Consider the following 14389-nt stretch of genomic DNA (forward strand, 5'->3'; position numbering starts at 1 on the left):
CCCCGTGCCGGCCCGGTCACCAGCAAAAGTGGGGCCGACCTGCCGCACGGCAGATCGGCCCCAGCAGCAGGCAAAAGCCGGGTCAGTCCTCGCCCAGGTAGGCCTTGCGCACGCTCTCGTCCTGCGCGATGTCGGCGGCGTTGCCCGACAGCTTGATCTCGCCGGTCTGCAGCACGTAGGCGCGGTGGGCAATGCTCAGGGCCATGTTCGCGTTCTGCTCCACCAGCAGCACAGTGGTGCCGCGCTCCTTGTTCAGCTTCACGATGATGTCGAAGATGGCTTCCACGAACAGGGGCGACAGCCCCATGCTGGGCTCGTCCAGCAGCAGCAGCTTCGGCGCCACCATCAGGGCGCGGGCAATGGCCAGCATCTGCTGCTCGCCGCCCGACATGGTGCCGCCCAGCTGGTTTTCACGCTCTTTCAGGCGCGGAAAGAAGGTAAAGCCCTCCTGAATGCGGTGCTCAATCAAGCTGCGGTCGGTGACCGAGTAGGCGCCCACATCCAGGTTCTCGCGCACGGTCAGGTCCTTGAAGATGCGCCGGCCTTCGGGCACATGGCTCATGCCCATCTTCAGGATGTGGTGGGCGGGAATGCCGGCGATGCTCACGCCGTTCATCGTGACCGCACCCTGCCGGGGCTTCATCATGCCGCTGACCGTGCGCAGGGTGGTGGTTTTCCCGGCGCCGTTGCCGCCGATCAGGGCCACGATCTCGCCCTCGTTCACGGTCATGGAGACGCCCTTGAGGGCGTGAATGTGGTCGTAGTAGGTGTGAACGTCGTTCAGTTCCAGCATGGCTTCAGGCATGGGGGCGCTCTTCCTTCCCGTACTCGCCGGCAGCCGCGCCCCGGCCCAGATACGCTTCCATCACGCGGGGGTCGTTGCGCACCTGGTGGGGCACGCCCTCGGCAATCTTGGTGCCGTAGTCCAGCACCGTGATGTGCTCGGACAGGGTCATGACCAGCCGCATGTCGTGTTCAATCAGGCAGACCGTCACGCCCAGTTCGTCGCGGATGCGCCGGATCAGGGCTTTCAGGTCCTCGGTTTCGCGGGGGTTCATGCCCGCCGCCGGCTCGTCCAGCAGGATCAGCTTGGGCGTGGTGGCCAGTGCGCGGGCAATTTCCAGCTTGCGCTGATCGCCGTAGGGCAGGTTGGTGGCCAGTTCCCGGCGCCACTTCCCCAGTCCCACGAAATCCAGCATCACGCGCGCCGCGTCTCTGGCTTCCTGCTCGGAGGCGTGGAAGCGCTTGGTGCGCAGCACGGCGTCCACGAAGCCGCTTTTCAGGCGCGAGTGCCGCCCCACCATGATGTTTTCCTCGCTGGTCATGGTGGAAAACAGGCGGATGTTCTGAAAGGTGCGCGCAATGCCCGCCGCCGTCACCTGATCAGGCTGCAGCCCCACCAGATTCTCGCCGGCCAGCTGAATGCTGCCGCGGGTGGGCTGGTAAATGCCGGTGACCATGTTAAAGAAGGTGGTCTTGCCCGCACCGTTGGGCCCGATCACGCTGACGATGCTGCGTTCGGGCACGTTCATGGTCACGTCGTTCACGGCCGTCAGGCCGCCGAAGACCTTGGTGACCCCTGCGACTTCCAGAATGTTGCCGCTCACTTGGCGCCTCCGCTGCGGTCATTTTCCTTCACTGGGGCCAGACCGGGGCTGTACACGTCGCCCTGGTTGCCCTTGCCCAGCGCGCCGGCGTTGCCCTGCCCGCTGTCGTCTTCCTGATTGTCGTCGTGGTGCAGTTCCAGCTGACGCCGTCTGCTGGGCAGCAGCCCTTCTGGGCGCAGCAGCATCATGGCCACCAGGATGGCGCCGAAAATCAGCTTCTGCAGCTGCGCCGGGTTCACCTGCTGGGGAATCCAGTCCACGTTGGCGCTGGCTTCACCCAGGCCCGGCAGCACCCGGAAGCGCAGCAGCGCCACCACGGCTGCACCCAGCACCACGCCGGGAATCGAGCCCATGCCGCCCAGAATCACCATCGCCAGCACCATGATGCTCTCGTTCAGCACGAAGCTCTCTGGGCTGATAAAGGTCTGCTTGGCGGCGAAGATCATGCCCATGACCCCGGCGAACGAGGCGCCGGTGGCAAAGGCGATCAGCTTGGTCTGCAGCAGCGGCACGCCCATGGCCTGCGCGGCCACTTCATCGTCGCGGATGGCGATCCAGGCGCGGCCAATGCGGCTCTTGTCCAGGCGCGCGTTCACCAGCATGATCACCACGATCACCACCAGCACCAGCAGGTACAGGAACAGCAGGTTGTACTGCGATTCCTCAAAGCCCAGGCGGCCAGCCAGCGCATTGAAGCCCGGCACCGAGGCGCTGCCCACCGGCGTGATGCCCTGCGAGCCGGCCGAGTACAGGTCCAGGTTCAGGGCCAGTACGCGAATCACTTCGCCCAGGCCCAGCGTGATGATCGCCAGATAGTCGCCCTTGAGTTTCAGCACCGGCAGGCCAATCAGCACGCCTACCACGGCAGCTGTGAAGATGGAGAGTGCCAGGAACAGCCAGAACAGGGCCGGGTTGATGCCGCCCGACAGCCCCTCGGCCTGCCCGGACATCAGCACCAGGGCGGCGCGGGTGACCAGGAAGACGCCGGCCACGCCCAGCAGCGCGGCGATCACCCGGCTGAAGTTCAGCAGGCCGCCGCGCACGTCGCGCCCGCGTGCCTGGGCCAGAGCCTGCCCCCCCAGCACGAAGGCGCACAGCAGCAGCAGCGCGCCCAGCCCCACCAGACTCCAGGGCTGTTCACTCAGGGTAAAGACGCCGCGGCCCAGAAAGAACCACGCCACCAGGGCCACGATCATGCCCAGGGCTGCGGTCCAGGCAGCGCCGGGGCGCACCTGTTCGGCGCGGCGTCTTTGCAGGGCCAGGTAGCCGCCCAGGCCCCCCACCAGCGATACGGCGCCCAGAGCCAGGGTCCCGGTCGCGCCGGCCCCCGGGTTTTCCCCGAAGTAGCTCAGGATTTCCGAGAAGCGCGGGCTGGCAAAGATAGACCACGTGTAGGCGCCCACTGCGAAAAAGGCAATGTAGCCCAGGTCCAGCAGACCCGCCAGCCCCACCACGATGTTCAGGCCCAGCGCCAGGGCGGCGAAGATCATGATCTGAATGCTCAGATCCAGCAGGCTGGTGTCAGCGCGGCCCGCCAGCGGCAGTACGAACAGCAGGCTGCCCAGCGCCACGGTGGCCTTGACCGCCGGGTGCGCCCGCCACAGGTAGGCAAACAGAATGTTGGCCAGAAACAGGCTGACCATCACAGCGTCCAGAATGGGGTTTTTCAGGACCGTGCCCAGGGTTCCCATCTGTGCCAGCAGGTCGTTGTTGTGCGACACCAGCAGCGCGGCGCTGGTGACCAGAAAAAACAGCAGCAGCAGCACCGATTGCTCGGCCTGGGAAGCCCGCGCAGGCTTACGGGGCGCGGCGGTCATACTTTCTCCACGTTGCTCTTGCCGAGCAGGCCGGTGGGTTTAAAGATCAGAATCAGAACCAGCACGATAAAGGCCCCAATACGCTGGTACGAGGCGTCAATCGCTTCCAGGTTGGCAATGCCCAGCACGCCCCCCAGCACGCTCATGGCGCCGATGAGGTTCTGAATCACGCCCAGCGTCAGGCCGCCCAGCACCGCGCCCGGAATGGAGCCGATGCCGCCCAGCACCGCCGCCGTAAAGGCAATGATGCCCGGGTCAAAGCCGCTGTAGGCGTTCACGGTGCCGAACTTCATGCCGAACAGCACGCCGCTGATGCCGCCCAGCGCCCCGCCGATCAGGAAGGTGGCGCTGATCATGCGGTTGGCGTCAATGCCCATCAGGCCAGCTGTGACGCGGTCCTGGGCCACGGCGCGAATGGCCTTGCCCATGCGGGTGCGGTTGACCAGATAGTTCAGGGCCGCGAGGCTGACCAGCGACACCACAATCACGATGATGTCTGTGACCTTGACCCGCACGCCGATGGTGTTCAGGAAGCTGCCCACGCCTGCACACGAACTGTCGGGGCCGCAGAAGGGGCCCGCAAAGCCCTGCGGCAGCGTGTAGGTCAGGTCAAAGCGGCCCTGGAAGCCCTCGATGATACGCAGCACGTCCTGCAGGATCAGCGAAACCCCGATGGCCGTGATCAGCGGCACCAGCTTGGGCGCGTTGCGCAGGGGCCGGTAGGCCAAGCGCTCAATCAGGACATTCAGGCCGCCCGCAATCACCATGGCGGCCACCAGGGCAATGAGCAGCTTCAGGTAGCCGTTCATGTTCACGCCGGCCAGCACGCGGAAGACCTCAAAGCCCACCACGGCGCCGGTCACGAACACTTCGCTGTGGGCAAAGTTGATCAGCTGCAGCACGCCATACACCATGGTGTACCCCAGCGCGATGATCGCGTAGACAAAGCCCAGCACCAGGCCGCCCACGACCACCTCCACCAGAAACGGCGACAAAGTGGCGAAATCCAAAGAACTCAACTCCTTTCAAAGAGGGGAGGGCGCGGCCCCCTAGGGAGCGGCGCCGCAGGAAGCGAGAGCGAAGCGGGCAGGGGCGAGAAACAGGATCAGGGCCAGTGGCCTTTGCCAGAGGCGCCGCTTCGGAAGCCTGGGTCTGGATGCATGGTACTGCGCCACCAGCAGAGGGGAAGAGCGGTGCAGAATCGCCGTCCAGTCTTTCTGACCGAGAAGTGATCGTGCGCGCTTACTATACACATGTAAAGGGCCGGGCCGCGTGGCCCGGCCCCAGAGTGGTACGGGGTCTGCTGAAAGGGCAGGTCCAGGGGGCTTACTCCTGGACCCAGGGTGCCCACTTACTGCTTGACGGGCTTGACGGGAATGCTGGTGCTGAGCTTGAACTGCCCGCCCGTCACGTTCATCACGTACAGGGTGGCAGACTTGCGGTCACCGGCCGAGTTGAAGCTGACGTTCCCCGAGAGCAGGCCGGTGTAGCTGCCCTTGCGGATAGCACTTTCCACCTGCGCGCGGCTGGGCAGCTTGTTGCCGTTGGCGCGCACCGCGTTCAGCACGCCCTGCACCACGACCTTGGCCGCGTCGTACCCGAAGGCCCCGAAGCCCTGGGCGTCGTCGTTGAAGGTCTTCTTGTAGCTGGTGGCAAAGACGCGGGCGGCCGGCAGCGCGCTGATGGGCGCGGCGACGGTGGTGAAGTAGATGTTGTTGGCGTTGGCCTTGCCGACGATTACCGGCAGTTCGCCGCTGTCCAGACCGTCGCCGCCCACCACGGGGGTGTTGATGCCCGCTTCGCGCAGCTGCTTGATGAACACGCCCACCTGGTTGTAGATCCCGCCGAAGTAAATCGCGTCCGGGCGCTGCAGGCGAATCTTGGAGATGATCGTCGAGAAGTCGCTCTTCTCTTCGGTCCCTTCGTTGCCCACCACCTGCACACCCTTGGCTTTCAGCGCCTTTTCGACTTCCTTGGCCAGGCCCTCGCCGTAGGCGGTCTTGTCGTTCAGGACATAGACCTTCTTGGCCTTCAGGTTGCCGCTGATGAAGTTGGCGCCGGCCGGACCCTGGGCGTCGTCACGGGCCACGATGCGGTTCATGTTGCTCAGGCCACGGTCGGTCACGCCGTTGGCGGTGTTCGCCGGCGAGACCATGGCCACGCGGCTCTTGACCAGCACGGCGCTGGCGGGGATGGCCACGCCGCTGTTCAGGGTGCCCACCACGGCCAGAATCTGGCGGTCGGCGGCAATCTTGTTGGCGGCGGAGGTGCCGGTGGCGGGGTCGGCCTGGTCGTCGTAGGGCACGAGCACGAGGTCGAAGCCCAGCTTCTTGAACTGGGCCTTGTACTCGTTGATGGCCAGCTGCGCGCCGTTGCGAATCTGGGAGCCCAGGTCGCTCTGGCCGCCGGACAGCGGGCTGAGGCTGGCAATCTTGATGGTGGTCTGGGCGGAGGCGGTGCCCAGCGCCAGGGCAGCCAGGACGGTCAGCGAAAACGCGGTCTTCTTCATGAATCCTCCGGATATGAATGCACATCGGGCCTGAGAAGTGACCCGGGTGCGGTGTAGAGATGCGGCAATTTTAGAAGCGCCTTTAGGGTCTGTCAATGCGCCATTCATGAGTCGCTGTGAAATGTTTCGGTCATATTGCGCGTGCCTTGCCGCATCTGTTGCTCCGTTATTCAGTCTCTCGGCAATAATGCTGCGTCAACTGGGGAAAGCTCTCAAGGTTAGAGCCGCATTCGCAGGTGTTGGCGCAAGTCTGCGCCGGGTCAGCGGGCTTCAGACGGGCCATTCAAGAGCCAAAACCTGCCTGAGCGGCCTGATTGTCTAGGCGGATGTGGCTCTGGTCGCCCGCCTGCCTGCCGCCGCGCCTTGCCCTGGGGGGTGTCCTGCCCCCACTGCCTCAATGGGCAGCGACTTCCCTAGATCAGGTCCAGGTAGCGCTCCAGCTCCCAGGCATGCACCGCCGCGCTGTACTCGCGCCACTCGGCCCGCTTGGCGGCCACAAAATGGTCCAGCACGTGGTCGCCAAGCGCGCGGGCCATCACCTCGTCCTTTTGCAGTTCGTCCACTGCCTCGCGCAGATCGGTGGGCAGTTCGCGCACGCGGTGGTGGCGCTTTTCGCGCACGGTCATCTTGAAGATGTTGCGCTGAATGGCGGGCGGCGGCTCCATGGCTTGCTCAATGCCGTCCAGGCCAGCGGCCAGCATCACGGCCAGCGCCAGGTACGGATTACAGCTGGGGTCAGGCATACGCATTTCCGCGCGGGTGGAGTGGCCGCGCTTGGCTGGAATGCGAATCAGCGCCGAGCGGTTGCTGGTGCTCCAGGCCACGTTCACCGGCGCCTCAAAGCCCGGCACCAGCCGCTTGTAGCTGTTCACCAGCGGATTGGTGATGGCCACCATGCTGCCCGCGTGGTCCAGCAGCCCCGCGATGAACTGCTGCGCAGTGCGTGACAGGCCGTATTCGCCGTCCGGGTCGGCAAAGGCGTTGCTGCCGCCTCTGAACAGGCTCAGGTGGCAGTGCATCCCCGAGCCGTTCACGCCCGGCATGGGCTTGGGCAGAAACGAGGCCAGCAGGCCGTATTCCAGCGCCACGCGCTTGACCACGAACTTGAAGGTGGCGATGCGGTCGGCGGTTTCCAGGGCCGGGGCGTAACGGAAATCAATCTCGTGCTGGCCCGGGGCCACCTCGTGGTGCGCAGCCTCGATTTCAAAGCCCATCTCGACCAGTTTGTTGGTAATCTCGCGCCGGATACGCTCGCCCTTGTCAATGGGCGCCAGATCGAAGTAGCCCGCCTTGTCGTGGGTGACCGTGCTGCCCCGGCCATCGGGGGTGCGCTCGAAGAGAAAGAACTCCGGTTCCGTGCCCACGAACATCTCGAAGCCCAGGGCGGCGGCGCGCGCCATCTGGCGCTTGAGGACCTGCCGGGGGTCGCCCTCAAAGGGGGTGCCGTCAGGCAAGGTCACGTCGCAGATCAGGCGGGCCACCTTGCCGCGCTCGCCTTCCTCGCGGGAAAACTGCGGGTAAATCAGAAAGGTGCCCAGGTCCGGGCGCAGCAGCATGTCGGACTCTTCCACGCGGGTGAAGCCTTCCACGGCGCTGCCGTCAAAGGTCACGTCGCCGCTCAGGGCCTTGTGAAACTGGGACTTGGGCACCTCCACGTTCTTGGTGGTGCCCAGGATGTCAGTGAATTGCAGCCGCAGGAATTTCACCTCGGCGTCTTGCAGCTCCTGCAGGATCTGCTCTCGGGTGGGGGGAATGGGGGGGGTAGGGCGGGGCGTCATGGCAGCGGTCCTCCGGGGGGCGCGGGAAATGCTGCCATGCTACGGCCTGGGCTGGGCCCGGCCAATCTTTTTCCAGATGTCGCGCCAAAACTGAACGGATGTGCCTTCTGTGTTCAACAAACTGCACACTCTGGCCCGAGAAACAGGACAGCCGCGCCCTGGCCTGTCATCTTGTTCAGAACTTTGCGTTGACCCTGCCTGGACCTGCCTCCTATACTCGCCGGGTAAGGAAGCCCGGCAGGGGCAAGCCCACAGCAGGCGGTGTGAATTCTCACGGGATGCGTCCGGCGCGCCGCTTGTTCCCCTCTGCCGCGCACAGGGAGCGACATGAACCATGACTTCGATGTGATCTCGGCGGCTCGCAACTGGCGCACCGACGCCTCGGCCAGCGCCACCCCCCATGACATCGTGACGGGCGTGTATGCCAGCGACGTGCTGACGCTGGAGGGCCTGAAGACGCGCCTGAGCAAGCCCACCTTCAAGAGCCTGCAGGCCACCCTGGAGCGCGGCGCCACCCTGGACCCCACCATTGCCGACACCGTGGCGCTGGCCATGAAGACCTGGGCCATGGAAAAGGGCGCTACCCACTACACCCACTGGTTTCACCCGCTCACCGGCTCCACGGCGGAAAAGCACGACTCCTTTGTCTCGCCGGACGGCGACGGCGCGGCGATTGCGGCTTTTAGCGGCAAGGAACTGATTCAGGCCGAGCCCGACGCCAGCTCCTTTCCCTCGGGCGGCCTGCGCGCCACCTTCGAGGCGCGCGGCTACACGGCCTGGGACGCCTCGTCACCAGCGTTCATCATGCGCCACGCCAACGGCGCGACCCTGTGCATTCCCACGGCCTTTGCCTCGTGGACCGGCGAGGCGCTGGACCACAAGACGCCGCTGCTGCGCTCGGTGGAGGCCCTGAACAAAGCCGTGACGCCCGCCCTGAAGCTGTTTGGCGCCAGCGAGGGCACCCGCGTGAGCAGCACCCTGGGCGCCGAGCAGGAATACTTCCTGATTGCCGAGGAATACTTCTACCGCCGCCCCGACCTCGTGATGACCGGGCGCACCCTGTTCGGGGCCCAGCCCCCGCGCGGCCAGGAACTGGAAGACCACTACTTCGGCGCCATTCCCGACCGCGTGCTGAGCTTCATGACCGACGCCGAAACCCAGCTGTACGCCCTGGGCATTCCGGTCAAGACCCGCCACAACGAGGTGGCGCCGGGGCAATTTGAGATCGCCCCCATTTTCGAGGACAGCAACATTGCCGCCGACCACCAGCAGCTCACCATGCAGGTGCTGCGCAACACCGCGCGCAAGTACGGCCTCGTGGCGCTGCTGCACGAGAAGCCCTTTGCGGGCGTGAACGGTTCGGGTAAGCACTGCAACTGGAGCATGGCCACCAACAAGGGCGAGAACCTGCTGGAGCCCGGCGACACCCCCCACGAGAACCTGCAGTTCCTGTTCTTCACCTCGGCGGTCATCAAGGCGGTGGACGACCACCAGGACCTGCTGCGCATCAGCGTGGCCAGCGCCAGCAACGACCACCGCCTGGGGGCCAACGAGGCGCCGCCGGCCATTCTGTCCATCTTCCTGGGCAGCGAACTGACCGAGATCTTTGACCGCCTGGAATCCGGTCAGGGTGGGCGCGGCAGCGAGGCCGGGCTGCTGGGCCTGGGCACCAACGTGCTGCCGCCGCTGCCCCGCCACGCCGGGGACCGCAACCGCACCAGCCCCTTTGCCTTTACCGGCAACAAGTTCGAGTTCCGCGCGGCGGGCAGCAGCCAGAGCATCTCCTTTCCCATCACGGTGCTGAACACCATCGTGGCCGACGCCGTGAGCGAACTGGCAGCTGAACTGGAAGCGAAGCTGGGCGCTGGTGAGGACCTGAACGCGGCCGTGGCCGACATCGTGAAGGCCACCTACACCAAGCACAAGCGCATCGTCTTTAACGGCGACGGCTACAGCGAGGAGTGGCACCAGGAAGCCGAGCATGGGCGCGGCCTGCTGAACCTGCGCACCACCCTGGACGCCGTGGAGCACCTGACCGACGGGAAGAACGGTGCGCTGTTCGCCAAATTTGGCGTGCTGAGCGACCGCGAACTGGCCGCGCGCCAGGAAATCATGTACGACATCTACTTCAAGACGGTGAACATTGAGGGTGAAACCACCGAGTACATGGCCCGCACCATGATGCTGCCCGCCGCCGTGAAGTACCTGGGCGAGCTGCACGCCGCCGGGGGCAGCCGCGCGGTCAAGGCGCTGGCCGGTGAACTGGAAGCGGCCACCGACGCCCTGTACGACGCCACCCAGGCCCTGAGCGAGCACAACGCGGCCCTGGGCGGCGACGAGGTGCACGAAAAGGCCCACCACATGCGCGACCACGTGCTGCCCGCCATGCAGCAGGTCCGCGTGGCCGCCGACCGCCTGGAAAAACTGGTGGCCGAGGCCCACTGGCCCCTGCCCACCTACCGCCAGATGCTGTTTGTGAAGTAAGGCGGGGAGGGAAAGGCGCCCTGGGACGAAGGTTCCAGGGCGCTTTTTTTGGGGAGTGGTGCGCAGTGCGCGGGCAAAGCGGAGCTTGACACGGCCAGGGGCCTGCATTGTCCCGTGACCGCCTCCCGCCTCCCGCGCTCCGCAGTAAACTGTCTGCGTGCTGAACCTGCTGCGCCGATCTGCTGTCACCCCTGCCGAGCTGGACGAGGGGCTGGCGGCGCTGGGGCTGGACGGCTCGCAGCATGTGATCGTGCATGCCAGCCTCAAAGCCTTTGGCACCTTAGACGGCGGCGCGCCTGCGGTGGTGGACGCCCTGGCCGCCCGCAGCGCCACCGTGGTGGCCCCGGCGTTTACCTACAACACGCTGCTGTCGCGCCCCACATCGGTCACGCACGCGCGCTTCAGCCGCACCTCGCGCGTCAGCCGGGACATTGGCCGCGTACCACAGGAACTCGTGGACCGCCCCGAGGCGCAGCGTTCGTTTCATCCCACCCTCAGCTTCATTGCGCTGGGGCAGGAAGCCGGGCGGATTACCCAGGCCCAGACCCTGCAAAGTCCGTACCAGCCCATTGGCGCCCTGTACGACCTGGACGGCTACGCCCTGCTGATGGGCGTGGACTTTGGCAGCAACACCAGCGTGCATTACGGCGAACATCTGGCCGGAATGCCGCTGCTGACCCGCTACGTGCCGCTGGGGGGGCAGGTGGTGCCCACCGCCTTTCCCAACTGCTCGGCGGATTTTGACCAGCTGGCGCCAGAAGTGCACCTGGGCCTGCGCAGCGCCCAGGTGGGGGGCGCCACCCTGCGGCTGTACCGGGTGCGGCGACTGGTGGACGCCACCGTGCGCCTGCTGGCGCAGGACCCGGAAAGCCTGCTGTGCTCCTACCGTTCATGCCGCTGCCAGGAGGTGCGCGCGCTGGTGCGCCAGCAGGGCCTGACCCCGCGCCGCCACGTGGGCCTGGTGGGCTGAGCCCCAGCTCTGCAGCTACGACAGCCGCTTTTCGCTGCTGTGGCCGGGGCGTACCTTCAGGTCTGGGCGCACATGGTGGACGGCGTGGTTGGCCGCCACCGCCGCCTGCGCCAGCCCCACGGAGATCAGTTTGAAGTCGCCCCCCGACTGCGCCACGTCCCCGGCCACAAACACGCCCGGCAGCGCGGTGGCGCCGCCTGGGCCATCCGGCACGTACTCGCCCTGCCAGTCCAGCGGCCAGCCCAGGGCGGGGGAGAGGTCAGGCAGGTAGCCGTTGAGCACCAGCACGGTGTCGGCTGGCAGGGTCTGGGGCTCGCCATTCACCGTCAGGTGGGCGGCGCCCGGGCTCAGGTGGGTCAGGGCAGCGGGGGCCAGCACGGCCAGGGTGCCGGCGGCCTGGGCCGCCGCCAGGGCCGCCAGTTCGGCGGGGCGGCCCCGGAAGCCGGCGCGGCGGTGGGTCAGGGTGACCTGGGCCCCGGCCTCCGCCAGTTCCAGTGCGGCGCGGGTGGCCTGGGGCACGCCGCCCACCACCAGCACGCGGCGGCCGCGCAGGCTTCCGGGTTCGGGCAGGTCGGTGTGCACGTCGGCGTGTTCGCCTGCCACGCGCGCCTCACGTGGGAGCAGCGCGCCCAGGCCGGGCGCCAGAATCACCGCCGGGGCCGTGAAAGTCCGCTGGCCTTCCGGGGTCTGGGTCTGCACCTGCCAGCCTTCTCCGGTTCGTTCCAGCCCCTGGGCCAGCGTGTGCAGGTGCAGCTGGACCTTCAGCCCGTCCAGCTGCCGCACCAGCCCCGCCACCACCTCGGCGGCGGGGACCGCCGGCAGGCCGGGCACGTCGTACACACGCTTGTCGGGGTACAGGGCGCTCAGCTGGCCGCCGGGTTCGCCCCGGGCGTCCAGCAGGCGCACCTGCAGGCCGCGCCACGCCGCGTAGAACGCCGCGTGCAGGCCCGCCGGCCCGGCCCCGATCACCACCACATCTGCGTGCAGGTCCGTCATGCCCGCGAGTATGCCAGAGGCCCCCATGCAAAACGTCCCCGGCGTGGGGGCCAGGAACGCGGGAAGGTGGGCAGTTTCAGCCCTTGCGAATGCCCAGCATGTGGTCGCGGTGGACCACCTTGGCGCGGGGGCGGCCCTGGGCCTTGCCCTGCGCCAGCTCGTGGGCATCCAGCGCCTGCCAGTCTTCAAAGGAGTACACGTGCACGCCCTTGCCCGCCAGCAGCGCCTCCACAGCCACCCGCCCAGGCTGGGCCGCCGGGGGCAGCGCGCCCGACTGGGCGTCGGCCAGCAGCCCGGCCACGGTATCGGTGGCGTCCTTGCGGTTGGTGCCCACCACGCCGCTGGGCCCGCGCTTGATCCAGCCGGCGGTGTATTCACCGGGGCGGCCGTCCACCCGCCCGTCTGCGTTGGGAATCACGCCGCGCCGCTCGTCAAACGGCACCCCACGCAGGGCCACGCCCCGGTAGCCCACCGAGCGCAGCACCATCTGCACGGGCAGCACCTCGTATTCGCCGGTCCCCACGGCATTGCCCTGTTCGTCCAGGCGGTTGCGCTCCACCTTCAGGCCACCCACGCGGCCCTGGCCGTCATCCAGGATCTCGACCGGCGAGACCAGAAAACGCAGGTGCACGCGCCGGGGCTTGCCTTCGGCTTCACGCGCGGCAAAGTCGCGCAGCACCTCTACATTCTTCTTCTTGGTGTTGTCGGTGATGGCGGCTTCCTCGGCCTCCGTCAGCGCAATCTCGGCCGGGTTCACCACCGGCTCGGCGTCGCTCAGCTCGCCAAATTCGCGCAGTTCCTTGGTGGTAAAGGCCGCCTGCGCAGGTCCCCGGCGCCCCAGAATCCAGATGTCGCGCACGTGGCTGTGAGCCAGAGCGTCCAGCGCGTGCCCGGCGATATCGCTGTCATGCAGTTCCTGGGGGGTTTTGGCCAGAATGCGGCTCACGTCCAGGGCCACGTTGCCCACGCCCACCACGGCCACGCCGCACGCGTGCAGCACCATCTCGCGTGCGGCGGCGTCGGGGTGGCCGTTGTACCACGCCACGAACTCGGTGGCGCTCATGCTGCCCGCCAGGTCCTCACCGGGAATGCCCAGGCGGCGGTCACTGCTGGCGCCCACGGCGTACAGCAGGGCGTCGTAGTGGGCACGCGCTTCCTCATAGGTGAGGTCCGCGCCGAATTCGACGTTGCCAAAAAAGCGCACGCGCGGGTCCGAGAGGGTCTTTTCAAAGCCCCGGGTCACACTTTTGATGGTCAGGTGGTCGGGCGCCACCCCGTAGCGCACGAGGCCGTAGGGGGTGGGCAGGCGGTCGTAGACATCCACCTGCACAGGCAGGGCGGTCTGTTTCAGCAGCGCCTCGGCAGCGTATACGCCGCTGGGGCCACTGCCAATCACGGCCACGCGCAGCGGGCGGTCTTCGGTGTAGGTCGCGTTCACCGGCTGAGTGTACGCACACCCGGGGTGCGGTGGGAATGGCAACTGTCCAGCCATGGCGGCTTGAGCCTGCGGCCGTTCCAGGCAACAGCGAACAGAAAAAACCGCCGCCCGGCGGGGCAGCGGTGTGGAAAGTGGGGCTGGCTCAGGCCGCGGCGATCTGCCCCAGGGCCGCTTCGTCCTTCAGGGTGATCTTGCCGTAGCCGGCGCTGATCACGCCCTCGCGGCTCAGCTCGCCCACGACCTTGGTGACGGTCTCGCGCACGCTGCCCACGGCGGCGGCCAGTTCGTCGTGCGTGGCGTAGATCATGGTCTCGCCGCTGTCAAGCTGGGTGGCCAGCGCGGTGTCCTTGAGTTCCAGCAGTTCACCGGCAATGCGGGCGCGCAGGCGCTTGCCCACCAAGCGGTAGATGCTCTCGTAGGCGCGCTCCAGCGTACGCACGAGGTGCGTGGTCACCACGAGGTTGTCCTCGGCGCTCATCAGAGCGGGGTTGATCACGTCAATGGCGCTGTCGGTCACGGCCTCTGCGAAGTAGGCGCGGTTCACGCCGGCCAGGGCTTCTTCCCCGAAGTATTCGCCGGGCTTGACATAGCGCAGCGTCAGGCCGTTGCCGTCGTCGTCCATGGTGTGCACGCGTACCAGACCGGTGGAAACGCGGTAGAGCATGTCGCTTTTGCCGGGGTACAGAATCACGGCGCCGGGGCGGTAGGTCACGGTGTCCACAAACGTGCGGGTATTGGTAGTCGTCATTTGGTCGCCTCCTTGGGCGGAAGTGGTGGAACCAGGGGGCCG

General features: G+C 66.8%; 11 protein-coding genes. 2 read left to right on the top strand and 9 right to left on the bottom strand.

From position 1 onward, the window contains the following. Positions 1-82: 82 nt before the first annotated feature. From C8263_RS00050 to glnA, 6 genes are all read right to left on the bottom strand, one after another. Positions 83-805: an ABC transporter ATP-binding protein gene (locus C8263_RS00050; RefSeq protein WP_107136062.1), complete on the bottom strand. Its 723-nt coding sequence runs from the start codon at positions 803-805 to the stop codon at positions 83-85. Continuing rightward, positions 798-1607: an ABC transporter ATP-binding protein gene (locus C8263_RS00055; RefSeq protein WP_107136063.1), complete on the bottom strand. Its 810-nt coding sequence runs from the start codon at positions 1605-1607 to the stop codon at positions 798-800. Before C8263_RS00055 ends, C8263_RS00050 begins: the two co-directional genes overlap by 8 nt. Beyond that, positions 1604-3424, bottom strand: a complete 1821-nt coding sequence (locus tag C8263_RS00060; RefSeq protein WP_233218547.1) for a branched-chain amino acid ABC transporter permease — start codon at positions 3422-3424, stop codon at positions 1604-1606. Before C8263_RS00060 ends, C8263_RS00055 begins: the two co-directional genes overlap by 4 nt. Continuing rightward, entirely contained in the window at positions 3421-4434 is a 1014-nt protein-coding gene (locus C8263_RS00065; RefSeq protein ID WP_107136064.1) for a branched-chain amino acid ABC transporter permease, read from the bottom strand. The genes C8263_RS00060 and C8263_RS00065 overlap by 4 nt, the downstream gene beginning before the upstream one ends. 341 nt (positions 4435-4775) lie before the next feature. Next, entirely contained in the window at positions 4776-5933 is a 1158-nt protein-coding gene (locus C8263_RS00070) for a branched-chain amino acid ABC transporter substrate-binding protein (RefSeq protein ID WP_107136065.1), read from the bottom strand. Between the two features lie 413 nt (positions 5934-6346). Then, positions 6347-7711 (bottom strand): type I glutamate--ammonia ligase, encoded by a 1365-nt coding sequence (glnA, locus tag C8263_RS00075; RefSeq protein WP_107136066.1) that lies wholly within the window; start codon positions 7709-7711, stop codon positions 6347-6349. A gap of 327 nt (positions 7712-8038) precedes the next feature. On the opposite strand from glnA, the gene C8263_RS00080 reads away from it, so the two are divergent. Beyond that, positions 8039-10195, top strand: coding sequence for a glutamine synthetase III family protein (locus C8263_RS00080; RefSeq protein ID WP_107136067.1), 2157 nt, complete (start codon positions 8039-8041; stop codon positions 10193-10195). Positions 10196-10352: 157 nt separating this feature from the next. Further along, positions 10353-11165 carry an AAC(3) family N-acetyltransferase gene (locus tag C8263_RS00085; RefSeq protein WP_107136068.1) on the top strand — a complete coding sequence of 271 codons (813 nt, stop codon included), beginning with the start codon at positions 10353-10355 and terminating at the stop codon, positions 11163-11165. 15 nt (positions 11166-11180) lie between these two features. Here the strand turns inward: C8263_RS00085 and C8263_RS00090 are convergent, their stop codons facing one another. From C8263_RS00090 to C8263_RS00100, 3 genes are all read right to left on the bottom strand, one after another. Next, complete coding sequence (locus C8263_RS00090) at positions 11181-12188, bottom strand: NAD(P)/FAD-dependent oxidoreductase (protein WP_107136069.1); 1008 nt, start codon at positions 12186-12188, stop codon at positions 11181-11183. 49 nt (positions 12189-12237) lie between these two features. Next, the gene (locus C8263_RS00095) at positions 12238-13599 is read right to left on the bottom strand and encodes an FAD-dependent oxidoreductase (RefSeq protein ID WP_233218549.1); all 1362 of its coding nucleotides are present in this window, start codon (positions 13597-13599) and stop codon (positions 12238-12240) included. Between the two features lie 142 nt (positions 13600-13741). Further along, a complete protein-coding gene (locus tag C8263_RS00100; RefSeq protein WP_199188248.1) occupies positions 13742-14347 on the bottom strand; it encodes a helix-turn-helix domain-containing protein in 606 nt (201 codons plus the stop codon). Between the last annotated feature and the right edge of the window lie 42 nt (positions 14348-14389).

This window comes from Deinococcus arcticus (assembly GCF_003028415.1).
Lineage (GTDB): Bacteria > Deinococcota > Deinococci > Deinococcales > Deinococcaceae > Deinococcus > Deinococcus arcticus.

What these genes read in the sequence shown, in the direction of transcription:
- C8263_RS00080 (WP_107136067.1), top strand. Translation starts at nt 8,039, where the DNA reads ATGAACCATGACTTCGATGTGATCTCGGCGGCTCGCAACTGGCGCACC.
- C8263_RS00100 (WP_199188248.1), bottom strand. Translation starts at nt 14,347, where the DNA reads ATGACGACTACCAATACCCGCACGTTTGTGGACACCGTGACCTACCGC.
- C8263_RS00060 (WP_233218547.1), bottom strand. Translation starts at nt 3,424, where the DNA reads ATGACCGCCGCGCCCCGTAAGCCTGCGCGGGCTTCCCAGGCCGAGCAA.
- C8263_RS00090 (WP_107136069.1), bottom strand. Translation starts at nt 12,188, where the DNA reads ATGGGGGCCTCTGGCATACTCGCGGGCATGACGGACCTGCACGCAGAT.
- C8263_RS00070 (WP_107136065.1), bottom strand. Translation starts at nt 5,933, where the DNA reads ATGAAGAAGACCGCGTTTTCGCTGACCGTCCTGGCTGCCCTGGCGCTG.
- glnA (WP_107136066.1), bottom strand. Translation starts at nt 7,711, where the DNA reads ATGACGCCCCGCCCTACCCCCCCCATTCCCCCCACCCGAGAGCAGATC.
- C8263_RS00050 (WP_107136062.1), bottom strand. Translation starts at nt 805, where the DNA reads ATGCCTGAAGCCATGCTGGAACTGAACGACGTTCACACCTACTACGAC.